Source organism: Stenotrophomonas sp. 1L-E-5-B-C3 (assembly GCF_057292075.1).
The window spans coordinates 116155-138023 of sequence record NZ_JBXAWS010000007.1 but is presented as its reverse complement, the minus strand read 5'-3'; the positions used below and the strand labels follow the sequence as shown (position 1 = coordinate 138023).

Genomic DNA, 21869 nt, shown 5'->3' with positions numbered 1-21869 from the left:
AGCCCACCTGCCCCGTTGCATCGCTATCCTGCCCGCCCATGCGCGCTGCCTGCCTGCTCATCGCCGTCGTCGTGGCCCTTGCGGCCACGGCCTGTCAGCGCCCGCCGTCAGCACCCGCCGTCAGCACCCGCCACGCCCGAACAGGCGCGCCAGCAGGCCATGCAGCGCGCGTTTGAACTGTGTGCGGGCTGCCACACCGTACAACCCGGCGGCATCCATCGCTTCGGGCCGAACCTGCATGGAGTGATCGGTCGCCGTGCCGGCAGCCTGCCCGATTACGGCTACTCCGACGGCATGCGCCGCGCCGACATCACCTGGAGCGCGCAGACCCTGGATGCCTTCCTGCAGTCGCCCACCCACGTGGTGCCGGGTACGCGCATGTACAACGCCTTCCCCAGTGCCGAACGCCGTGCGCTGGTGATCGCCTACCTGCAGCAGCAGTCGCCTCAGTGAGCAAGGCGCTGCAGTTCCTGCTGCAGCCGCGCCACGAATTCGGCCACGCTTGCGAACACCGGCGCCGGATCGGTCTCGGCCGCATCCTGCAGGCGCTCCACCAGCGCATTGGCCTGCCCGGCCAGCACCGTCGCGCCTATTGCACCCAGGCCACCGGCCTGCCGGTGCAGGTGCAGCGCGGCCGCCTCTCGATCTCCGGCCTGCAGCGCGCGCTGCACGGCGGCAAGATCGCCTTCGCTGGCCTGCAGCAGGCTGTCGCGCAGCTGGATTGCCACCGCGCTTGAGCCGAAGCGCTGCTGCAACGTGGACAGATCCGGCAGCGCATCGCCTGCGCCAGCCACCGCCTCCGGCAACGGCGCCTCGAACGACTGGCCCTGTGCCTGCGGCAACCAACGCAGCAGCGCCGCGCGCAACGTGGCCAGTGACAGCGGCTTGGCCAGTACCTCGTCCATGCCGGCCTCGCGGCAACGGCGCGCATCGTCGTCCAGCACGCTGGCGGTCAGCGCCAGCACGGTCAGGCGCGGCTGGCCATTGCGGCCCTCGCGCTCGCGCAGCAGCCGGGTGAAGCCGAAGCCATCGAGCACCGGCATCCGGCAATCGGTGATCACCAGGTCGAAGCTTTCCGACAACAGCCGATCCAGCCCCTGCTGGCCATCACCGACCATCACGTGCGGCACGCCCAGCTGCTGCAGGCGCCAGGCCATCATCGCCTGGTTGGTCGGGTGGTCCTCGATCACCAGCACCCGCGCCTGGCGCAGCGCCGGGGGCAGCAGCGAGGCCTGTTCCTGCTCGGCCACCAGCGCTTCAACATCACCGCTGCCGGCCTCCACCAGCGACAACCGCACTTCGGCGCGGGTGCCTTCGCCCAGCGTGCTGTGCAGGGCCAGTTCGCCGTCCATCATCTGCACCAGGCGCTGGCTGATGCTCAGGCCAAGGCCGGTGCCACCATGGTCGCGCTGGATGTAGGCACCGGCCTGGGTGAACGGCGCGAACAGATGCTGCAGCTGCTCCGGTGCGATGCCCATGCCGGTGTCGGTCACGCTCAGGCACAGCGGCTGGCTGCCATCCTCGGCGGTAGGCCCCAGCACCTCCAGCTGCAGCCGCACTTCGCCGCGCGCCGTGAACTTGATGGCGTTGCTGAGCAGGTTGAACACGATCTGGCGCAGGCGCACGCCATCCACTTCGTGTGCCGGTGCCAGCTGTGGATCGATCTCCACCAGCAACGCCAGCCCGCGTGCACTGGCCTGCGCCGACAACAACCGGCATACGCTTTCCAGCAGCGGCCGCAGCGGTTGCGGTACCGGCTCCAGGCGCAGCGCACCGGCCTCCAACCGCGAGTAATCAAGAATGTCATCCAGGATCTGCCGCAGCATCTGCGCCGAATCCTCGATCACGCCGAGGATGCGCTGCTGCTCGGCATCCAGCGGCGAATGCGCCAGTACTTCCAGCATGCCCAGCACGCCACTCATCGGTGTACGGATCTCATGGCTCATCGTGGCCAGGAAGCGTGACTTCGCTTCCGCCGCCTGCTCGGCCTCGGCTTTGGCCGCGGTCAGGGCCTCGGCCTGCGCACGTGCCTCGCTGACGTCCACCCAGTAGCCACTCCAGGTCACCGCCCCTGCCTCTGCCGCATAGGGTTGGGCCTGGCTGCGCACCCAGCGCGCACCGCCCGCATCGGCACGCAGTCGGAACTCGAGGATCAGCGGCGCGAACTGGCGTGCGGCCTGCTCGACCGCCTGCAGGATGCGTTCGCGATCCTCCTCCTCGATGCGTTCCAGCAGCAGTTTCGCGTCCTGCTCGGCCTGCTGCCGGGTGATGCCGAACAGCGCCTGCAGGTCGCCGGCAATGAACGGAAAACCGAGAGTGCCATCGGCATCGCGCCGTGCCTGGTAGACCACGGCGGGAAGGTTGTCGGTGACCTCGGCCAGGCGCTGCTCAAGATGACGCCGCCCGGCCACCTCGCGACGCAGGCGCCAGTACCCGATGCCGTGCACCAGCAGGGCAGTCAGCAATACCAGCAGTAGTGGCAGGCCCCAGCGCAGCGCGTGCCTCCAGTCGATGCCATTGCGGTACTCCACCGCCAGCCAGTCGCCACGCAACGCTTCACGCTTGCGCGGCGTCATCTGCAGCAGCAGGCGGTCGAAGGTGGTGGCCAGGGCCGCATGGCGGCGTTCCACGGCCAGCACCAGCTGGTCGTTGAAGCCGGCCGGGGCGGCCACCTGCAGGCGCCCCGGGAAGCTGCTGCGCAGCAGGTGATCGACCAGTGCCAGGTTGCCCACGTAGGCATCGGCTTCACCAGCGGCAAGACGCTGCAGCGCCTGCTCGGCACTGCGCGCGGCGATGATCCGTGCGCTGGGGGCCTGCTGCAGCACGTAGCCGCGTATGCGCTCGGGATCGGACAGCAGCACGCGCTTGCCCTGCAGGTCCGACAGGCCCAGCAGCGCCGGGCTGTCGACGCGGCTGACGATCACGTTCGGCACGCTGATGAAGGGCTGGCTGAACACCCAGTCCGGCCCCAGATAGCGCGAATCGGCAGGAATGCCCATCACCGCCTGCAGCTCGCCGCGGCGCGCCTTCTCGCGCACCTCATACCAGTCGTGGCTGTTCTCCGGCTGAAGATTGGCACCGGCCTGCAGCAGCCGTCGCAGATACTCGCTGGCCAGGCCACTGGGCTTGCCTTCCTTGTCGGCGAACGACAACGGCGCCGCGTTCGGCGCGAAGCCGATCTTCAGCGGCTGCTCCAGCACCCGCTTCTCGGCCTGACTCAGCGCCAGCCGTGCCGATGCCGACCACTGTGGCAACGGCAGCCAGCGTTGCACCAGCGCATCACGCTGCGCCTGGCTGGTCGCAGCCAGAGCCAGATCCAGTGCTTCGGCCAGTGGCTGCTTGCTGTTGGGTATGCCGAAGTGCAGTTGCTCGGGCGGCAGGTCACTGGGGCGCAGCAGCACCACGCCCTGCAGGCGCTGGCTGGCGATCAGCTCGGTGGCGACATAGGCATTGCCGATGTAAACGTCAGCTTTGTCGTCTCTGACCATCTGCAGCGCCGTAAGCGAGCTGTTTGCGACAAGCTGTCGTGCCCGGGGAAAGCGCGCCCGCACCTGCGGGCCGGTCAGGAAGTCCTGCTCGATCACCACCCGCAGCCCATCCAGGTCGGGGATGTCGGAGGCACGCAGGTCATCCGGGCGTCCCACCAGGGCCAGCGGTGCCTCGCCATAGGCGGCGGTGTAGACCATGCAGCGGGTGCGGTCGGCACTGAGACCGACATTCATCACTACATCGATCTCGCCACGACATGCCGCATCCAGCACGGATGTCCAGTCTGGATAGCGCCGTGCCTCGACCTTCACGCCCAGCTGACGGGCGAGAAGCGACAGATAATCCGGCCCCAGGCCGACCTGCTGGCCATCACGGAGGGACTCGAACGGCGGCCAGCCGCTGTCATACTGGCCCACGACGATGCTTGGATGCGCGGCCAGGTACTCGCGCTGCAGGGGAGTGAGCGGCAGCAGTCCTGGCACGGCCTGTACCGGTGCGGCAGGCAGCACCAGCACGGCCAGCAGCAGGACCAGCCCGCGAACAGCCCAGCTACGCATCGGCGTCGATCTCCTAGAATCCTGCCAGGAACCGCGATGGTCGCGGTCCGGCGTGCCCGGTGGCCATACTAGAGCATGAGCTTGCGCATCATCATCGCAGACGACCACCCGGTGGTCCGTATCGGTACTCGTGCCGTCATCGAATCGAGCGGGGTGGGCCGCGTGGTCGGCGAAGCCGACAGCGCGCAGGCGCTGATGACCCTGCTCGGCAGCCAACCCTGCGACCTGCTGGTCACCGACTACTCGATGCCGGGCAGTCCCCAGGCCGACGGCTTCGCCATGATCGGCATGATCCGCCGCCGCCATCCCGACCTGCCGGTACTCATGCTCAGCGTCTCCAACAACCTGGCGATCCTGCGCATGGTGCTCGACAGCGGCGTGCTCGGCCTGGTCGACAAGAGCTCGTCGATGGACGAACTGCCGCAGGCCATCCAGGCGGTCTATCGCGGCCAGCCCTATATCAGCCGCAGCCTGCGCGAGCGGGTCGAGGCCGCCGGCAGCTGGCGCATGCGCGAGGGCGACGGCAAGCCACTGTCGCCGCGCGAGGTGGAGGTGCTGCGGCTGCTGGGCACCGGCATGACGGTGAAGGAGATCTCGCTGCAGCTGCACAAGAGCGTCAGCACCATCAGCCGGCAGAAGGGTGACGCCATGCTCAAACTGGGCCTGAAGGGCGACGCCGAGCTGTTCGATTACCTGCGCGACGGCAAGATCTGAGAGCCAGATCACACAAGAAGGGCATCTGCCACCGCCCTCTTTGACCGGCCGCCGATCTGTGCCAAGATGGTCTGGCATGAGTTCTCAATGCGAGGTCGAAGGAATCGACCGGCTCATGTCCTCGCTCCTGTCCCCCGGTGGATGGGGTGCGGTTTCCTGCCGGCCGTCTGGCCCGGCAACGCTGACCATGGAGAGGCGCATGCATCACCCCCCAAAACTACGTTGGACCCTGCCGTTGCCGCCCCTGCGCGCATTCGCGGCGTGCCTGCTCGTCTCTCTTTCCGCTGCCGCCTGCAGCGCCGCCGACCCGGCTCCCTCGTCCTCCCAGCCCGGCGCGCACGCGCAGGCTGCCAATGCGCCCCGACAGGATGTTGCCCCGATGCAGAACACTTCCCCCGATACCGCCGTCACCCCGCCCGACGCGCCGACCGTGATGTATTTCACCTACCAGCAGGACGGCGATGGCGCGACCTCCTATGAGGTCCAGAACGGCAGCGTGGCGACCTTCTGGTTCGGCCATCAGTTCACGCTCGACGGCACCACCTACTACACCGGGTTCTCCTGGGATACCCGCGAGCACTACGGCAAGCCCGGCGAGCAGCAGCCGGCCGGCCCGGATGACCGCGCCAACCTCGCCGAGGCCACCTTCGTGCTGGCCGGCGGCGATGCGAAGAAGCCGTGGAAGTTCCGTGGCCAGGAATGGACCATCGGCGCGCTCGGCGCCTACGACAAGGCCGACGACATCGATACCCGGCGCAAGCCGCTCGAACATCGCACGGCCGATGGCCGCCTGCTGCTGGCAGTGCCGACCAGCAGCTTCGACCGCGGCATCAGCGGCAGCGGCTACGCCCTGCTGCTGTTCAACCCGAAGCGCAGCGAAGACGACGTGGACAGCAAGGTCTGGCGCTATGTGGGTTCGGTGCGCACCGGCGAAGACAACAGCGCCGCCTGCGACGACGGCAACGTGATGCCGTGCACCGACAGCGATGGTGAGCTGGCCTTCATTGCCGACGGCAACGACCTGCCGCAGCTGACCGTGAGCTTCAAGGGCACCACCATCGAAGGTCCGGGCAAGACCCGTGCGCTGGGTGCCGGCGACGCCGTGCACTACCGCTTCGACAGCGCGACGCAGCAGTACCTCGCGCGCTGATTCCCACCCGCACACGCGGGTTACCTGTTGACCGACATGTTCTTGACTCACGGATGAGTCCGGTTGGCGATTCGCGGCATCCGCCGCTCCATCAACCCCGAGGAAAACGTCATGGCACAGCATGACTACAGCAGAAAGGAAGTCCTGGACATCGTCGAGCAGGTCGCCAGGCAGAAGGGCATCCCCGTGGATGACTTCATGCGCTTCGCGCACATCGAGACCGGCGGCAGCTTCAACGAGCGCGCGCACAACACCTCGTCCGGTGCCAAGGGCCTGTTCCAGTTCGTGCCCGGTTCCGCGCGCCAGTACCACCTGACCGGCCACGAGTTCGATCCGACCCGCAACACCGAAGCAGCCGCGCAGATGTACCAGGACAACCTGGAGTCGATGGCGCGCCGCAACGAGCGCACCGGCAATCCGTACCTGTCCGGGGGCAACACGCCCACCGGCCTGGACCTGTACCTGGCCCACCAGCAGGGCAGCGCCGGCTATGGCTCGGTGCAGACTGCGATCGCCACCGGCACCTTCGGCGTGGTGCGCAACGGCGATGGCGAAGAAATCAACATGCGCCGCAACGTACTGAACCAGATCGGCTCGGATGCCAAGGCGCTGACCGGCCACACCCTGGCCGAGATGCGCGGCATGAACGATGGCGACCTGGCGCGGACATTCTCCAGCTACTACATCCACAAGTACGCGGCGATCAGCATTCCGGAAAAGAACATCGAACCGCAGGCGGTGGCGCAGGGCCAGGGCCAGACCCAGACCCCGGCAGCGCCTGCACAGGCCAGCGCAGCCGTGGCGGCGGGTGCAGCCACGCTGGCGGCAACCGCAACGGCAGCTGCCACACCGAAGCCAGGCATTGAACTGCAGGCCGCCTACGAGGCCGGCGTGAAGTACGACGACGTCAAGTACGCCATCAACATCCCGGGCCACGCGCTGTACGTACCGGGCAAGACCGGCAAGAACGTGGAGCAGGGTTACATCGACTGTTCCGGCTGGGTCGGCACGCTGCAGAACCGGACCATGGACGAGATCAACCAGAAGGCCGGGCACGCGGTGTTCAGCAAGGCTGATCGCATCGACCTGGGCAACCTCGGTTCCGGTGGGATCGTGCGCAAGGCGTTCGACCAGTCCGGCGTGCTGCTGGACCGCGACGCGATCCTGAAGCCCGATGCGCTGAAGGAAGGCATGATCATCGGCCTGGATACGGCCAGGACCCGCCATGAGCACTGGAACGGCATCGACCACATCGTGATGGTGGTGCGCGACCCCAACACCGACAAGCTGCTGATCAGCCAGTCCACCGGCAGCAAGGGCGTGCACACCATGCCGGTCGAGGACTACCTCAAGCAGGTGAAGGACCACCCGAACTGGAAGCTGTACGCCTCCGATCCGCTGTCCAAGGCCCGCGACCTGCTGGAAAACCGCACCCCGTCGCACGAGCAGACCCAGGGCAAGCCTGCGGCCGAGCACAAGGCCGCTGCCACGCCGCACGCCGAACTGTACAAGCAGGGCGCGCACAGCGAGGGCGTGCGCAAGGTGCAGGAGCAGCTGGGCCACCTGGGCTACGTCGGCGCCGACGGCAAGCCGCTGGTCGAAGATGGCCGCTTCGGCCGCAACACCGACGCGGCAGTGCGCCAGCTGCAGAAGGACAACGGCCTGGTGGTCGACGGCATTGTCGGAGCGAAGACCCTGGAGGCAATCAAGGACGCACGCGAACGGCCGTTGCTGAACGACGAGCGGCACCCGCGCAATCCGTTGTTCATCCAGGCCAGCAAGGGTCTGGAACTGCTGCCGGCCGGGACCTTCAAGGACCGCCACACGCTGGAAAGCGCTGCTGCGGCTTTGACCAAGGAGGCGCATGCCGCCGGCCTGCAGCGCATCGACTCGGTGGTGCCCAGCCCGAACGGTGAGCGCCTGTTCGCCGTGCAGGGCACCATCGGCGACCCCGCCGCCAGCCGCGTGGCGGTGGAGACCCGTGCCGCCAGCGAGCAGAGCCTGGCGCTCAGCAGCGGTGCCGTGCAGGGCGCGCCGAACGTGCTGCATCAGCAGCAGGAGACGCAGCAGGAGCAGGCCCGGCAGGCGCAGAAGGCGATGGGCGTCTAGGCCCGCGGCGCCTTGCAGACCGGGAAAGGGCCACGCCATGCGTGGCCCTTTTCTTATCTGCCAGCTGAGCGGCCGGGGCCGCTTTCAGCCTTGCTTCATGCCGCCTGCCGCTAGATGAATGCGCAAGCCGCACGGTGGACCAGGCAATGTTCCGGCAATGTTGGAACGCCAGCGTGGTCTCCACGGCAGCCGGGGCGCCCCGCGCCCTCCCTGCCCAGCGTGGCATGCACCTCACAGGAGAACCGAACATGCTCAGTACTTCCGCACTCAGCTTCCGTGGTCTGGCGATGGCCCTGGCACTGGTGGCCGGTGTCGCCGTGGTCAGCGATGCCAGCGCGATGTCGAGGAAGGACAAGCGCACCCTGGTCGGCGCCGTGGTCGGTGGCGTGGCCGGCAACCTGCTCTCCAACGGTGATCCCGCTGCCACTGTCGGCGGTGCCGTGGCCGGCGGCGCGATCGGCAACCTGACCACCTCCGACCGCCGCGACCGTCGTTACTACGACAATCGCCGTTACGACGACCGCTACGATCGCCGTTACGATCGCGGCTACTACCGCAGCGGCTACTACGACCGTGGCGACGACCGTCGCTGGCAGCGCGAGCGCAACTACGACAATCGCTATTACCACGACCGCGGTCGCCATCGCGGCTGGTAACCCGGCGCGGCGGTACCGCCGATGACGATGCCACGACGGGCGGGTCCATGACCCGCCCGTTTGCGTTGCGGGCGGCCATGGCGTTGAATGCGCAGCCTTGGATGTGACTTTCCCCACTGGGGCTGCGGCATGACTTCTTCTTCCCACCGGGTGCAGGGCCTCAACAACGACGAGGTTGCTGCCGACTGGCCGCCGATCAGCGCCGCAGACCTCGCGTGGCTGCGCCAGCGCTTTCCGCAGCTGGATGCGGACAGCCACCCGCACTGGCACAGTCCTCGGCCACTGTCGGCCGCTGCCATCGTCAATGGCACGCGCGGACCGGTGTTCATCAAGCGCCACCACCACAGTGTGCGCAGTGCGGCCTGCCTGGAAGAAGAACACCGCTTCATCGCCCATCTCGCCGCGGCCGGCGTGCCGGTGGTGCAGGTGCTGCCGGCCGCTGATGGCCACAGCGCCGTCGAGCATGGCGAATGGACCTTCGAGCTGCATGCGGTTGGCGTCGGCGAAGATCTGTACCGCGATGCCGTGTCGTGGTCGCTGCTGACCGATGTCGCGCAGGCCCGCGAAGCCGGGCGTGCACTCGCACAGCTGCACCGCGCTGCGGCCAGCTACCACGCAGCGCAGCGCAGTACCCATGTGCTGGTCGCGCGCGACGATCTCATCCGCGCCGACGATCCGATCGCGGCCATCAAGGCGGGGCTGCACGAGCGCCCCGGGCTGGCCCGCTATCTCGCGCGCATTCCCTGGGAAGCGCAGCTGCAGCGCGACGTGCTGCCGTGGCATGCCGGCCTGGCCGAGCGCCTGCGCGACGAACCGCGACTATGGGCGCACAACGACTGGCATGTCTCCAACCTGCTGTGGCGCGATGGACAGGTCAGCACCGTGCTGGATTTCGGCCTGGCCTCGCCCACCAGCGCCCTGTTCGACCTCGCCACCGCGATCGAGCGCAACGCAGTGGCGTGGCTGGAACTGGAGCGCGGCATGGAGGCGGTGCGCATCGATATCGCGCTGGCCCTGATCGACGGCTACCGCAAGGTGCTGCCGCTGTCGGCGGCACGCGTGCAGCTGCTGGCCGACCTGCTGCCGATGGTGCATTTCGACTTCGCACTATCCGAAGTGGAGTATTTCGAAGGCATCACCGGCTCCACCGCAAACGCGGATGTGGCCTGGCAGCCGTTCATGCTGGGGCACCCGGCGTGGTTCCACAGCGCGCCGGGACAGGCACTGCTGCAGGCGTTGCGCGCAGTCGCGTGACCCGGTTGGCGCACCGTCCGGGTCACCGTCGGGGTCAGATCCCTTTCCTGCGGACAGGGATCTGCCCCCGCAGCCTGAAGAGCACCCACTCGCAAATCCGTACCATTTGTAGTGAAATGGTCACCTGAAGCGGGGGTGCCTGGATCTGCCAGGCTGAGAGAGTCCCTTGGAACCTGATCCGGTTTGCACCGGCGTAGGGAGCTTTGAGCCGCAGCCACACCCCCGTCATGGGCCGGTGCACCTGCGCGCCGTCGCTTCGTCTCCCTTGTTGTCCGAAGACGAACCGAATGAACCGCTGCCTGCGCCCCACCCTGCTCTCCCTCGCCCTCTGCGCCGCGCTGCCGCTGCATGCCAGCGAGGCCGATGCATCTCCCGATGCGGCTGCCACTGGTGCCGAACGCTCGCCGACCGAACTGGCGGTAGTGCGCGTGCAGGCCGGCAAGCCGAAGGCCGATGCCTCGCGCGTGAACGCCTTCGGTGGTGGTTCCTGGAAGGAGACGCCGGCGTCGGTGAACGTGCTTGAGCGCGACTACCTCGACCGCCGCCAGGTGCGTTCGCTGTCCGAGCTGGCCAGCAACGATGCCTCGCTGGGCGATGCGTACGCGCCGGTCGGCTACTACCAGAACATCGCCATCCGTGGCTTCGCGCTGGACGCCGCCACCGGCTACCGCTTCAACGGCCTGTCCATCGCCGGCGAACAGCGCCTGGCGCTGGAGAACGTGCAGTCGGTTGAGATCCTCAAGGGTGAAGCTGGCCTGGCTGCAGGCGTGATGGCACCCGGCGGCATCATCAACTACATCGGCAAGCGACCGGCCGAAGTGCGCACGGTCACCCTCGGCACCGATTCGGAAGGCTCGCGCTACGCCGCCGTCGATGTCGGCCACTGGATCACCCCGCGTTTCGGCCTGCGCCTGAATGCCGCATGGGATGCCAGCAATTCCTATGTCGAGCACGCCGATGGCCGTCGCAACTTCTATTCACTGGCCGCCGACTGGCTGATCGGCGAACGCGGCAAGCTGGAAGTGGATGCCAACTACCAGACCAGTTCGCAGCGCTCGGTGTCGGGCTACCAGCTGCTGGGCGCGCGCGAGCTGCCGCACGGCGTGGATCGCGAATTCCTGCTCGGCTACCAGCCCTGGCAGCGCCCGGTGGATATCGCCAGCACCAACATCACCGCGTTGCACACCTACGACTTCAACGATGCCTGGCAGTCGCGCGTCTCGGTCGGCCACAGCCGCTCGGTGATCGATGACAACGTCGCCTTCGCCTATGGCTGCTACTACGCCACGCAGTGCGCCGATGGCAGCGTGCCGGGCAACTACTTCGCGCCCAATGGCGACTACGACGTCTACGACTACCGCAGCCCGGACGACACCCGCCGCAACCAGCAGGCCCGTGCCGAGCTGCGTGGCCGCTTCGAGACCGGCAGCGTCGGCCACCAGCTGACCCTCGGTGCCGATTACTTCCGCCGCACCGTGGACAAGCGCCCGAGCGTCAACGAGTACGTCGGCACCAGCAACATCCACGATGCGCAGGTGCCGGTGTTCGAACCGTCGCCGAAGATGCCCGGCCCCTCCGCACGACGCCTGGACAGCCGCCAGACCGCGTTCTTCGCGCTGGACCGGATGAGCTTCGGTGATGACTGGCAGTGGCTGGCCGGCGGCCGCTTCGTGCGCCTGGACGAGCGTGCCTACGACAAGCGTGGTACCCCGCAGCGGCACAGCCGCCTGTCGCGTTTCCTGCCGCAGACCGCCGTGGTGTGGAAGGCCACCGATCAGCTCAATGCCTATGCCAGCTATGTGCGCGGCATCTCGCTGGGCCAGGAAGCGCCGTTCTGGACCAGCAATGCCGACACCTTCCTGCCATCGGTGCAGTCGCGCCAGCTGGAAGTGGGCGTGAAGTACGTGCCGGTCGAGGCGCTGACGCTGGGCGCAGCCGTGTTCCGCATCTCGCAGCCGTACCAGTACGCCAAGCCGGACAGCAGCGACGTCGGCTACACCTTCGTCGAGGAAGGCACGCAGACCCACACCGGCCTGGAGCTGACTGCCAACGGGCAGCTGACAGGCGCGCTGCAGATCGTGGCCAGCGCCAGCGTGCTGCAGGCGCGCGCGCGCGACACCGGCACCCCGGCCTATGAAGGCCATCAGTTGGTGAATGTGCCAAAGGTGCGCGCCAGCGTGCACGTGGCCTATGCGCTCCCGTTCGTGCAGGGCCTGGATGTGACCGGCGGCTGGCGCTATGCCGGTGCCAACGTGGCACGCGCCGACGGTGGTGTACGCGCACCGGACTACTCGGTGTTCGATGCCGGTCTGCGCTTCCAGCATCGCCTGCACGAGCGTGCGGTGACCTGGAACCTGTCGGTGGACAACGTGTTCAACCGCTTCTACTGGCGCGATACCGGCAGCAGTGGCGGTGACTACTACCTGTTCCCCGGCGCACCGCGACAGGCCCGCCTGTCGGTGACGTTCGCGCTGTGAGCGGCGTGATGCTCGAGTGGACCGCCGCGCTGTGCAGCATCCTCGGCGTCTGGCTGATGGCCCGGCGCCGGCTGGTAGCGTGGCCGGTGGGCCTGCTGTCGGTGGCGCTGTACGGGCTGGTGTTCGCCGAGGCCAAGCTGTACTCGGATACCCTGCTGCAGGTCGCCTTCGGTGGTTTCCTGGTCTATGGCTGGCTCAACTGGCGGCAGCACGCCGCCGACGAGGGCAGCGTCCGCATCGTGCCACTGGCGCGCGGCAAGCTGCTGCGCGACCTGGCCATCGGCCTCTGCGGCGGCGTGGCGCTGGGTGCGGCCATGCACACCTTCACCGATGCCGCGCTGCCGTGGCTGGACGCGATGCTGACCGCGCTGAGCCTGGTCGGCCAGTGGTGGCAGGCACGCCGCCACGTGGCCTGCTGGTGGATATGGATCGCGGTGGACGTGGTCTACGTGGGCGCGTACCTGTTCAAGTCGCTGCACGTGACCGCCGCGCTGTACGTGTTCTTCCTCGGCCTGGCCGTGTTCGGGCTGCGCGCATGGAGCGCGGCCGCGCGTGAACCGCAGGTGGCAACCCAGTAGAGCCACGCCATGCGTGGCCGGGGCCTACCGGTAGTCGCCAACCTTGGTTGGCGCACGCCTGCCGACCAGGGTCGACATCTACCAGGCGCATCCACGCATGGCGTGAATCTACTGGGTAAGCAGCAGGCCCAGCCGCAGCGGCTGACGCATGTCGGCCGGTGGGGCTGCCTGCAAGGGCGCGGCCTGCAGGGTCGCGCGCAGGTCGGCGTCGACCTGGGCGTCACCCAGGCTATCGAATTCGAGTTTCGAGATGCGGCCATCCGCCGCGATCCACACGCTCACCGGCAGCGGCGTCGGTGCGTCCGGATGTGCCTGCAGCCATTCCAGTACGCGCTGCGCCTGTGGGTCCTGCTCCTGCTGCAGCCGCTGCTGCAACTGGCCGCCCACGGCGGCGGCATAGGCCATCCAGTGTGCGGGAGCCTCCTGCGCGGAAACGCTGGCACTTCCAAGTGCGAGCGCACCGAACAGTGCGGCCAACGGCCGCCACCAGCGGCGTACGCCGGTCCTGTTTCCTGCCATGGTCATCGCCAGCCTCCTGCACTTCCATCCAACGTCTGATGGTCGGCGCGGTAGATGACAGGCAGATGGCGGGCGGCACTGCCCGGCGCGATCAGTCGCCCAGGTCGGCCAGCACCTTGCGCGAGGGCGCGAAGAAGGTCACGCCGGTGGTGGCGGTGGAGAAGTCGAGGATGCGGTCGTGCAGCGGCGCGGGATTGCCGATGAACATGCGCTCGAGCATCTTCTCGATCACCCACAGGCGGCGCGTGTAGCCGATGAAGTAGGTGCCGTACTCGCCACGGCCCGGGTTGGCGAACGGCATGTTGTCGCGCAGGATCTCATGCTCGCCGTCGGCGTCTTCGATGGTGCACAGGGTCTTGTGCGATTTCTGCGCATCGGCCGGCGCATCGTCCAGTTCGATGTTGTCGTGCTTGGTGCGGCCGATGATCGCTTCCTGCGCCTCGGTCTTCTGCGCGCGCCAGGCATCGAGGTTGTGCAGGTACTTCTGCACCACCACATAGCTGCCACCGGCATGCGCCGGGTCTTCATCGCCCACGATGGTGGCTTCCGGAAGCGACAGCCCTTCCGGGTTGGCGGTGCCATCGACGAAGTCGAGCAGGTCGCGGCCATCGAAGTAGCGGAAACCGGCCACGTCATCGACCGTTTCCACCGCATCACCGAACGCCATCAACAGGTTGCGCTCGAACGCCACGATCAGATCCATGGTGCGTGCGCGGATGTGATACAGCAGGTCTCCGGGTGTGGACACTGCCGTGTGGGTAGCGCCTTTGATCTCGCGGAACGGCTGCAGCTCACGCGGCGGCGTGGCGCCCACCAGCGGCTGCCACACGCGGTGACCAATGGCCACGTTGCAGGTGAAGGTGCGCTCGATCTCGCGGATGGCGGTGTTCTTGATCAGGTCATCGGTGCTGGCCAGCACCTCGCGTGCCTTGGCGATCGACGCCTCGTCATCCTTCACCTTCAGCACCAGGAACGCCGCCGAATGGGTGAGCGGCGCGGTGATCTGCTGCGGCTCGTTTTCGAGCGTGTGGTTGAGGGCGGTGATCGGTGCGGGCTGGGAGTTCACGGCGGTTCCTGCTGGCTTGAGGCGGGCGCATCGCATGTAGCGATGTGCGGGCGATCATAGCGGAACCGCCTGACCGGGGACGGAGCGGTTCTCGTTCCGTCCACTGGCGAAGGCACGAAGACCTCAATCCACATCACTCCAGACCGCCAGCTCGTAGCCATCCAGATCGCGGAAGTGGAAGCGACGGCCACCGGGGAAGGCGAACACCGCCTGCACCACCTCGCCACCGGCGGCGATCACGCGCTGCTGGGCGTCGGCAAGGTCCGCGCAGTAGAGAATCACCAGTGGGCCGCCCTGCGTACGTACCGGTGTGTCGGACACCAAGCCGCCTTTCAGGCGGCCGTCGTCGAACTCGGTGTAGGCCGGGCCGTAGTCCGTGAAATTCCAGCCGAACACCTCGCCGTAGAAGCGTTTGCTGCGGGCGATGTCGGCGACGTTGAATTCGATGTTGTCGATGCGGCGTTCGGCATCGGGGGGGGCGGCGTGGCTCATGGCGTGACTCCTGGGTGGGAGCCCCAGCTTCGGTCAGCGCGGCACGGCGGTCTTGAAGAAAACGGCCATCATCGGCCCCATTCCAGGCGCAGCTGCCGTGCGGTCATGCTGGCAAGCTCGCGCGCCTCGCGGCTGAGGTGGGCCTGGTCGGCATAGCCGGCATCAGCGGCCAGCATCGCCAACGAGTGCTGCGGCAGCGCGCGGCTATGGCGAAGAAAGCGTTGCAGGCGCAGGATCCGCTCCAGCGTCTTGGCGCCGTAGCCGAACTGCGACTGGCTGAAACGCCGCAGGCTGCGCGGGCTCAGACTCAAGTGCGCCGCCAGCGTATCCAGCGTGGCGTGACCCGCGGCGAGCGCCTGGAACAGGACATGTGCACGCTGCGCCGGGGTGTCGAGTGCGGCAGCGCCCATATGCCGCTGCAGGCAGGACGCCATCCGCTGCAGGCGCTGCGCTGGCGCGGTATCGCCGATGGAGGCTGCAGCCTTCTTCGCCCACGCGCCCTTCAGATCGGCCAGTGGCACCGCCTGGCCGATGATCTCGGCCAAGGGCAGGCCAAGCGCGGCCAATGCCTGGCCAGGTCGGAAGCGTGCCCCCAGCACCTGCGCACCGGGTGCAAGCGCCGGGTGTGCGGCCACACGATCTGGGCCGACCACGAACAGCGCGCCGTCGCGCCAGAGAATGTCCACGCAGCCATCGGGCAATACGGTGATGTGCCGATCGGCACCGGCAGGAAGCTGGCTCTGCCACAGCTGGCCGAAGTGGCCACGCAGCGGCGCAGGCGCCAGATGCTCCTGGTAGGCCGTGCCAGTACCTTCGAGGGAGGAAGGGTCGCCCATGCCGCATTGTGGCGCCACAGGGCCCATAAAAGTGAAGCCCGGCGCGAGGCCGGGCTTCGGTTGGCGTGTGGGAGAGAGAGAGAGTCACACGCCAGCACAACACGCACTAACGACAGGCGTTTGTTACCAGGTGAAGCGCGGGCCCACGAACCACTCGCGGTCGCCGGCCTTGGCCAGCTTCACTTCGCCACTCAGGCCCCAGTTCTGGTTGAACTTGGCGGTGGCGCCGACGCGGCCGTAGAACTCGCCGTCCGGGTTGTAGCCGTGCTTCTTGCTGAAATCTTCGTAGCCGGCCATCACGTAGCCTTCCACGTACGGGTTGAACGCGGTGCGCACGCCCACTTCGGTGGAGTAGCCGTTGAAGTCCAGGCCGCGCTTCTCGTCGTACTTCTGGTAGGCAACGCGAGCCACCAGGTCGGTGTTCGGTGCGATGCCGTAGTTGTAGCCGACACCCAGGCGCCACTGGTCGACGTCATTCTTGAACTTGTCGGTCTCCTGGGCGCTGTAGTCGCCAAAGACGTGGAAGTTCGGGTGCACCGCAACGGAACCCTTCACCTTCCAGCCATCGGCGTCGCCGCCCTTGGCATCGGTGTTCACGTAGCCGCCTTCAACGTAGTTGTACGACAGGCCATCGGTTGCCGATGCAGCGAACGGCAGAGCAGCCAGAAGACCCAGGGCAAGCAGCGAATTCTTGTTCATCGGGACACACCTTTAATTATTTTGGTTTCGTCGACCGCCTCCCGGGAGGGGGAGAGAGAGGAGGCGGTCGACAGGTGTGAATTATCCGTTAGGGGGTCTAATCAACCCTGAATATTGAACTGACTGGTGTATAAATAAGGCTGGCGTTCAGGGAACTCCGCATGGCATTGCTGTCGGCTTCTTACGCGCATCACGCTCGATGCTTGATGCGGGCACTGATCCTGATCGCCTCACCGATCGCGCTGCTGCAGGCACAGGCGGCTGAGCATGTCGGTCCTGCCGGGCACATCGTCGTACAGACAGACGATGTCACGCGCTTCTTCAAGGTGCTGGACGCCAACCATGGGCGCCCAAGCGCCGATGATCTGCAGCACGGCTATCTGGATGCGGGTACGGATGCCCTGCGCAGCTTCACCGACAGCCGTATCGGCTCGATGGAGCGGCTGGCCAGGGCCATCCAGGACAAGCCGGCATTGTTTGCGAAAGCGAGAGCCTGCGCGACCGCATTGCCATCGATCCGCACGCGCGTCGCCGCTGCCGTCGATCAGCTCGGCGCCTTGTTGCCATCTGCGCGCTTTCCCCCGGTCACCGTACTGGTGGGCCGCGGCAACAGTGGTGGCGTTACCACCGAAGCAGGTGTGGTCATTGGACTGGAAGCGCTGTGCAACGCTGACTGGATGCAGGCCGATGCAAGCGACCGCTTCGTGCACCTGATCGCCCATGAGTACGTGCACGTGCAACAGCCCGGCGCGCGCGTTGATGTCGAGCAGCCCACCCTGCTCTATCAGACGCTGCTGGAAGGCGGCGCCGAATACGTGGCCGAACGGATCTCCGGGCAACCGGCCAACGCGCATCTGCAGCATTGGGCGCAGGGTCGCGAGTGTGCGCTGGAGCGCGCGTTCCTGCAGGACAGCATGGGTACCGATCTTTCGAGGTGGCTGTACAACGGCCCCGGCGACGATACGCGCCGCGGAGATCTGGGCTACTGGATCGGCTACCGCATCGCCCATGCCTATGTTGCGCGCGCGCCCGACACGCCCAACGCCATCGCCGAACTGCTGGCTGTCCAGCCTGGAAACGCTGCAGCGCTGCTGGAAGCAAGTGGATGGCAACCTGCGTGCGGAGCAGGCGAAAGCACGCAGACGCACATGCTGTGATGCAGGCTTCATGCAGGTGAATGGGTGATATTGAACAGGCACAAGGCGATACGCCGGTGCAGATCAGCTCGCTTGATCCCGCTTGTTAAGGTTCGTTGATTTACAGGCCTTCACAGCCCATCCACGTACTCAAATTCCAGCTGAAAGCGCTTGGTAGCGCCGGGAACAAACGCCGCTATATTCCAGCTTCCCCAGACGAAGGAGGGAGTGGAATGAAGCTCAACCCGCAACACATGAAGATGGCCCGTGCACTCAGCGTGGCGCTCATCGCCACCGTGAGCCTTGGCGCTTGCGCCTCTTACAAGAACGAGTTTGCAACGATCAACTCGCGTCTCGACCAGCTCGATGTAAAGGTGCAGGGCGCCGCCCAGAGTGCCGAGTCCGCCAACCAGTCGGCGCAGCAGGCCAACCAGCGTCTGGACCAGATCGAAGGTCGCGTGCAGCAGCTTGAAAGGGCACCTGCCGGCCGCAAGCCGCGCGGCTGATCGCTCCCTCACCGTTTGAATTGATCCACCTCTGTATTGGGAACCAGTGGCCTTCGCCGGCCACTGGCATCCTTCCACCAAGATTTCATTGCAAGGAGCCGTCCCATTCGTACCTCCTCCTCCCCTGCACGCCGCGCCCTCCATGCCGCATTGGCCATGGCACTGGCCGTTGCGTGCAGCGGCGTAGCCAACGCCAGGGACAAGGACGCACCTGCACCCCCGGTGGCCACAGTCGATGAACTTCCCGCTGACCAGAGCGTCTCCGAGACGGTGATCGAACTGGCCGGCTGGGTGGTCGCCAGCAAGGACAACCAGGGCTATCCGTTCGCGATCATGGACAAGGCCGCGGCGCAGGTGCTGGTCTTCAGCGGCGACGGCAAGCTGCGCGGTGCCGCACCGGCGCTGTTCGGTTCGGCCATCGGCGATCACTCCGCACCCGGCGTTGCCAAGCTCGCGCTGAGTGCGATTCCAGGCCATGACCGCACTACCCCGGCGGGCCGTTTCATTGGTGGCTATGGCCCCTCCGACGATGCCGGTCGCGTGCTGTGGGTGGACTACGATTCCGCCGTTTCGATGCACCCGCTGCCGCCAGGCACCCCGAAAGAGAAGCGCGCCCAACGGCTGGCATCACCTTCGCCGGACGACAACCGCGTTACGCACGGCTGCATCAACGTCACGCCTGCGTTCTACGAGCAGATCGTGCAATCCACGTTCGAGAAGGGCGGTGTGTTCTACATCCTTCCGGACAAGGATTCGATCGCGAAGACGTTCCCGGAGTTCGCGCACAGCCGGGGCGATGCAAAGGACGAAGACGAGAAGGGCGCGCGGCGCGCGAGCAAGTAACAGACGCTTTGCCTGCGGCCATCGCTGGTTGTGGCCGGGGTGCGGCCAGGCCTGTTGAGGTTGCGAGCCTGCGCTGCAGGCAGAGGTTCCCGGGCACGCTCCTGGCAGGCCCCACCTGGACCCCACTCATCGCGGACGTCCCACCCCCGTGGCGCTGCCCATATGGACCGGATGAGGCATCGCGCTCCCACGACGTCAAAGAATCCTTGAGTTCATGAGGATTTTGGGGGGGCTGGACACCTTTGCAAATAAATCCTTATTTCAATGAGGATTTTCTTGCATCCAGCTCTTTTGCCAAGAAATCCTTAAGATCGAAAGGATTCTAAGGAATCCTGGGTTTTGCGCGAATAATCCTCACTGCAGTGAGGATTATATGGTATAGACGATGGGTCGAATCCAGAGCGTCAGGCTCTGCTGGGGGAGTTCCCATTGAAGATCAGGCTTGAGAAGGCTGAGGCCTTGGGACCACTGGTGAGAGCCGCCCGCAAGCATCAGGGACTGCGCCAGGATGCAACCGCCGAAGGCATCGGGGTCAGCGAAAATTTCCTGGCCAAGGTCGAACGCGGCGGTACCACGGTGCAATGGGGCAAGTTGTTCACCGTGCTTGACGAGCTGGGGCTGCATGTCGAAATCGACGTGCCGGACGAAGCGATGGCCCTGCTGGCCAAACGTGCCAACGGGAAGGTGCCATGAGCGCCCCCCGTATCGATCTCAAGGACGTCATTACAACGACCGTCCTGTCTGGACTGCACTATCCGCTTCCACCACGCGAACTGCAGGTCAGCATCGACGAAGCGCCGGTGGGCCGCCTGACCGAAGCAGCGAACCTGTGGCGCTTCACCTATGCGCCGGAGTGGCTCGGCAGCGCACATCGGTTTCCACTGGCGCCTGCGTTGCCACTGCAAGACACCGCCATCCTCGATGGCTCCAGCCAACGCCCCGTGCAGTGGTACTTCGACAATCTGCTGCCGGAAGAGCAGCAACGCACGCTGATGGCAACCGATGCCAGGGTGGATGGCGCGGACGCGTTCGCATTGCTGGCCGCCTATGGCGCGGAATCGGCTGGCTCGTTGACGCTGCTGCCTCCAGGCCAGCGCCTGCCACCCGGCGGCAGAAAACCACTGCCCGATGCGGAACTCTCCACGCGTATCCAAGGCCTGCCACGCACGTCGCTTGCGGCGGGTGCCGCCAAGCGCATGTCACTGGCAGGTGCCCAGCACAAGCTGGCAATCATCGAGACAGGGGGAGAACTCTACCAACCTCTGGGCGCCGAGCCCTCGACCCACATCCTCAAGCCTGACAGCACCAGCAGCAGTTATCCCCACAGCGTGGCCAACGAGTGGTTCGTGATGCGCCTTGCACAGCGCATGGGGCTGCAGGTGCCGAAGATCGAGCGCCGCTACGTACCGGAGCCGGTCTTCATCATCGAGCGCTTTGATCGCGAAATCACCGCCGATGCCATCCATCGCCGTCATGCCATCGACGCCTGCCAGCTGCTCAACCTCGACCGGCAGTTCAAGTACACGCTCGGCAGCATCGACACCCTGAAGGTCATCGTCGAGCAATGCAGAAGCAAGCTCAAGACGCGCGTCCGCCTGTTCGACTGGATGATCTTCAATGTACTCACCGGCAACAACGATGCGCACCTGAAGAACCTGAGCTTCCTGGTCGACAGCAGGGGCATCGAACTGGCCCCCCACTACGACCTGCTGTCCACCGCATGTTACGAGACCCGCGCGTATGCCGACGAGGGCGCACGTTGGCCAGAACGCTCGGAACTGTCGTGGCCCATTCTCGGTGTCGCGCGCTTCCACGACCTTCGTTTCGAGCATCTGGTTTCTGCCGGTGAAGCGCTGGGCCTGGGAAGGCCGGCTGCCACCCGGCAGCTGCGCCATCAGATCGACCGCATCACGAGCGAAGCCCAGGCGCTTTACGCGCTGGTGCTGCAGGAAAACCAGCAATGGTCGACCCGTTTCGACATCGGCCCAACCCTGGAAGGCGAAGTGCATTTCCTGAGAACACTGGTCCACGTGATCATCGCCGACATGGTGAGGCAGCTTTCACCGGCATGATGCGGCCGCCGGAACATCATCCGGCGTCACCACCGATTACTCGCAGGACTCGCCTTCTTCCTTCAGCATCGCTTTGTCCACCGGCTGCTCGCGCTCGATCAGCGCGCGCTGCTCGTCGCTGGGTTCACCCAGCCACCAGATTCTGCAGCGCGCGGTAAGGCGGCCGACCATCTTCGACTGATCGGGCGAGTACAGCATCGCCAATGCGGTGCCGGGGCAGTCGTGGGCCTGGCAGGCGGTGTAGAACCACCATGGCTCGCCCTGCAGCACCACCAGCTCGCCGGGCCCGCTGGGCCCGCTCAGCAGGCGTTCGCGCAGCGATGGGATGTCCTTGTCGGCGGATTCGGCCGCCGCCGTGTTCTTCATCAGGGCGTTGAACGCGGCCAGCACCTTCGGGTCCTTGCGGCCGCAGTCGTCCACGGTGTTGCCGCCGACCAGGGTGAAGAAGTGGGTCGCCAGCGGATTGTCCGCGCAGGTGAGTTCGCCGCCAGCACCCGGGTCTTCCGGTTCGCCTTCGTTGTCCCACACCGAGGGGTCCACGCCGTCTTCGATGGACGGTTCCTTCTCGACCACCGTTGCCGTGGCGGCCGGTGCTTCGGTGGCCGGTGCCGGTGCGGTCGGTGCTGCATCCGGCGCTGGTGCCTGTCCGCAGGCGGCCAGCAGTGCGACCGTCAGTGCCATCCCTGTGATTCGAATCTTCATTCCGTGTCCTTGTC

At 66.4% G+C, this 21869-nt stretch carries 19 protein-coding genes, 1 pseudogene and 1 riboswitch; of the genes and pseudogenes, 13 read left to right on the top strand and 7 right to left on the bottom strand.

Annotated features, from left to right (window positions below; translation table 11 throughout):
* The first annotated feature begins 38 nt into the window (after positions 1-38).
* Positions 39-453, top strand: a pseudogene (locus tag AC0Z6F_RS11250) (c-type cytochrome).
* Here AC0Z6F_RS11250 and AC0Z6F_RS11245 read toward each other — a convergent pair.
* Entirely contained in the window at positions 447-4046 is a 3600-nt protein-coding gene (locus AC0Z6F_RS11245) for an ATP-binding protein (RefSeq protein ID WP_485617223.1), read from the bottom strand. The pseudogene AC0Z6F_RS11250 and the gene AC0Z6F_RS11245 sit on opposite strands and share 7 nt — an antisense overlap.
* A gap of 75 nt (positions 4047-4121) precedes the next feature.
* On the opposite strand from AC0Z6F_RS11245, the gene AC0Z6F_RS11240 reads away from it, so the two are divergent.
* The 7 genes from AC0Z6F_RS11240 to pnuC all read left to right on the top strand — a co-directional run bounded on the left by AC0Z6F_RS11240 (position 4122) and on the right by pnuC (position 12984).
* Positions 4122-4760, top strand: a complete 639-nt coding sequence (locus AC0Z6F_RS11240) for a response regulator (protein WP_004135047.1) — start codon at positions 4122-4124, stop codon at positions 4758-4760.
* A gap of 379 nt (positions 4761-5139) precedes the next feature.
* Positions 5140-5910, top strand: a complete 771-nt coding sequence (locus AC0Z6F_RS11235) for a hypothetical protein (protein WP_032968111.1) — start codon at positions 5140-5142, stop codon at positions 5908-5910.
* Positions 5911-6021: 111 nt separating this feature from the next.
* Entirely contained in the window at positions 6022-8019 is a 1998-nt protein-coding gene (locus AC0Z6F_RS11230; RefSeq protein ID WP_485617222.1) for an XVIPCD domain-containing protein, read from the top strand.
* A gap of 248 nt (positions 8020-8267) precedes the next feature.
* Complete coding sequence (locus AC0Z6F_RS11225) at positions 8268-8675, top strand: glycine zipper 2TM domain-containing protein (RefSeq protein ID WP_100435567.1); 408 nt, start codon at positions 8268-8270, stop codon at positions 8673-8675.
* Positions 8676-8804: 129 nt separating this feature from the next.
* Complete coding sequence (locus AC0Z6F_RS11220) at positions 8805-9929, top strand: phosphotransferase enzyme family protein (protein ID WP_100470140.1); 1125 nt, start codon at positions 8805-8807, stop codon at positions 9927-9929.
* A gap of 121 nt (positions 9930-10050) precedes the next feature.
* Positions 10051-10146, top strand: a riboswitch (TPP riboswitch).
* 70 nt (positions 10147-10216) lie between these two features.
* On the top strand, positions 10217-12406 hold the full coding sequence (locus tag AC0Z6F_RS11215) for a TonB-dependent receptor (RefSeq protein ID WP_485617221.1): 2190 nt from the start codon (positions 10217-10219) through the stop codon (positions 12404-12406).
* Between the two features lie 8 nt (positions 12407-12414).
* Positions 12415-12984 carry a nicotinamide riboside transporter PnuC gene (gene pnuC / locus AC0Z6F_RS11210; protein WP_100470171.1) on the top strand — a complete coding sequence of 190 codons (570 nt, stop codon included), beginning with the start codon at positions 12415-12417 and terminating at the stop codon, positions 12982-12984.
* Between the two features lie 108 nt (positions 12985-13092).
* On the opposite strand, the gene AC0Z6F_RS11205 is transcribed toward pnuC, so the two are convergent.
* The 5 genes from AC0Z6F_RS11205 to AC0Z6F_RS11185 all read right to left on the bottom strand — a co-directional run bounded on the left by AC0Z6F_RS11205 (position 13093) and on the right by AC0Z6F_RS11185 (position 16596).
* A complete protein-coding gene (locus tag AC0Z6F_RS11205) occupies positions 13093-13509 on the bottom strand; it encodes a hypothetical protein (RefSeq protein ID WP_100470142.1) in 417 nt (138 codons plus the stop codon).
* An 85-nt stretch (positions 13510-13594) separates the two neighbouring features.
* A complete protein-coding gene (locus tag AC0Z6F_RS11200) occupies positions 13595-14569 on the bottom strand; it encodes a Dyp-type peroxidase (protein ID WP_485617220.1) in 975 nt (324 codons plus the stop codon).
* Positions 14570-14692: 123 nt separating this feature from the next.
* Positions 14693-15061 carry a VOC family protein gene (locus tag AC0Z6F_RS11195; protein ID WP_004134804.1) on the bottom strand — a complete coding sequence of 123 codons (369 nt, stop codon included), beginning with the start codon at positions 15059-15061 and terminating at the stop codon, positions 14693-14695.
* A gap of 68 nt (positions 15062-15129) precedes the next feature.
* On the bottom strand, positions 15130-15897 hold the full coding sequence (locus AC0Z6F_RS11190; protein WP_065724090.1) for a helix-turn-helix transcriptional regulator: 768 nt from the start codon (positions 15895-15897) through the stop codon (positions 15130-15132).
* Positions 15898-16020: 123 nt separating this feature from the next.
* On the bottom strand, positions 16021-16596 hold the full coding sequence (locus AC0Z6F_RS11185) for an OmpO family porin (protein WP_004134798.1): 576 nt from the start codon (positions 16594-16596) through the stop codon (positions 16021-16023).
* Between the two features lie 206 nt (positions 16597-16802).
* Here AC0Z6F_RS11185 and AC0Z6F_RS11180 point away from each other — a divergent pair, with 206 nt between their 5' ends.
* From AC0Z6F_RS11180 to AC0Z6F_RS11160, 5 genes are all read left to right on the top strand, one after another.
* A complete protein-coding gene (locus AC0Z6F_RS11180) occupies positions 16803-17753 on the top strand; it encodes a DUF2268 domain-containing putative Zn-dependent protease (RefSeq protein WP_032968089.1) in 951 nt (316 codons plus the stop codon).
* Between the two features lie 212 nt (positions 17754-17965).
* Entirely contained in the window at positions 17966-18238 is a 273-nt protein-coding gene (locus AC0Z6F_RS11175; RefSeq protein WP_004134736.1) for a hypothetical protein, read from the top strand.
* Between the two features lie 156 nt (positions 18239-18394).
* On the top strand, positions 18395-19081 hold the full coding sequence (locus AC0Z6F_RS11170) for a L,D-transpeptidase family protein (protein WP_485617219.1): 687 nt from the start codon (positions 18395-18397) through the stop codon (positions 19079-19081).
* Between the two features lie 429 nt (positions 19082-19510).
* Positions 19511-19774 (top strand): helix-turn-helix domain-containing protein, encoded by a 264-nt coding sequence (locus tag AC0Z6F_RS11165; RefSeq protein WP_049398603.1) that lies wholly within the window; start codon positions 19511-19513, stop codon positions 19772-19774.
* A complete protein-coding gene (locus tag AC0Z6F_RS11160) occupies positions 19771-21153 on the top strand; it encodes a HipA domain-containing protein (RefSeq protein ID WP_448122438.1) in 1383 nt (460 codons plus the stop codon). The genes AC0Z6F_RS11165 and AC0Z6F_RS11160 overlap by 4 nt, the downstream gene beginning before the upstream one ends.
* Positions 21154-21189: 36 nt before the next feature.
* Here AC0Z6F_RS11160 and AC0Z6F_RS11155 read toward each other — a convergent pair whose 3' ends face one another.
* Positions 21190-21855: an Ivy family c-type lysozyme inhibitor gene (locus tag AC0Z6F_RS11155; protein ID WP_100435580.1), complete on the bottom strand. Its 666-nt coding sequence runs from the start codon at positions 21853-21855 to the stop codon at positions 21190-21192.
* Between the last annotated feature and the right edge of the window lie 14 nt (positions 21856-21869).

Coding starts and splice junctions, on each gene's coding strand:
- AC0Z6F_RS11170 (WP_485617219.1), top strand. CDS start 18,395: ATGGCACTGGCCGTTGCGTGCAGCGGCGTAGCCAACGCCAGGGACAAG.
- AC0Z6F_RS11160 (WP_448122438.1), top strand. CDS start 19,771: ATGAGCGCCCCCCGTATCGATCTCAAGGACGTCATTACAACGACCGTC.
- AC0Z6F_RS11235 (WP_032968111.1), top strand. CDS start 5,140: ATGCAGAACACTTCCCCCGATACCGCCGTCACCCCGCCCGACGCGCCG.
- AC0Z6F_RS11240 (WP_004135047.1), top strand. CDS start 4,122: ATGAGCTTGCGCATCATCATCGCAGACGACCACCCGGTGGTCCGTATC.
- AC0Z6F_RS11155 (WP_100435580.1), bottom strand. CDS start 21,855: ATGAAGATTCGAATCACAGGGATGGCACTGACGGTCGCACTGCTGGCC.
- pnuC (WP_100470171.1), top strand. CDS start 12,415: ATGCTCGAGTGGACCGCCGCGCTGTGCAGCATCCTCGGCGTCTGGCTG.
- AC0Z6F_RS11190 (WP_065724090.1), bottom strand. CDS start 15,897: ATGGGCGACCCTTCCTCCCTCGAAGGTACTGGCACGGCCTACCAGGAG.
- AC0Z6F_RS11225 (WP_100435567.1), top strand. CDS start 8,268: ATGCTCAGTACTTCCGCACTCAGCTTCCGTGGTCTGGCGATGGCCCTG.
- AC0Z6F_RS11185 (WP_004134798.1), bottom strand. CDS start 16,596: ATGAACAAGAATTCGCTGCTTGCCCTGGGTCTTCTGGCTGCTCTGCCG.
- AC0Z6F_RS11220 (WP_100470140.1), top strand. CDS start 8,805: ATGACTTCTTCTTCCCACCGGGTGCAGGGCCTCAACAACGACGAGGTT.
- AC0Z6F_RS11175 (WP_004134736.1), top strand. CDS start 17,966: ATGAAGCTCAACCCGCAACACATGAAGATGGCCCGTGCACTCAGCGTG.
- AC0Z6F_RS11230 (WP_485617222.1), top strand. CDS start 6,022: ATGGCACAGCATGACTACAGCAGAAAGGAAGTCCTGGACATCGTCGAG.
- AC0Z6F_RS11195 (WP_004134804.1), bottom strand. CDS start 15,061: ATGAGCCACGCCGCCCCCCCCGATGCCGAACGCCGCATCGACAACATC.
- AC0Z6F_RS11245 (WP_485617223.1), bottom strand. CDS start 4,046: ATGCGTAGCTGGGCTGTTCGCGGGCTGGTCCTGCTGCTGGCCGTGCTG.
- AC0Z6F_RS11205 (WP_100470142.1), bottom strand. CDS start 13,509: ATGACCATGGCAGGAAACAGGACCGGCGTACGCCGCTGGTGGCGGCCG.
- AC0Z6F_RS11215 (WP_485617221.1), top strand. CDS start 10,217: ATGAACCGCTGCCTGCGCCCCACCCTGCTCTCCCTCGCCCTCTGCGCC.
- AC0Z6F_RS11180 (WP_032968089.1), top strand. CDS start 16,803: ATGCGGGCACTGATCCTGATCGCCTCACCGATCGCGCTGCTGCAGGCA.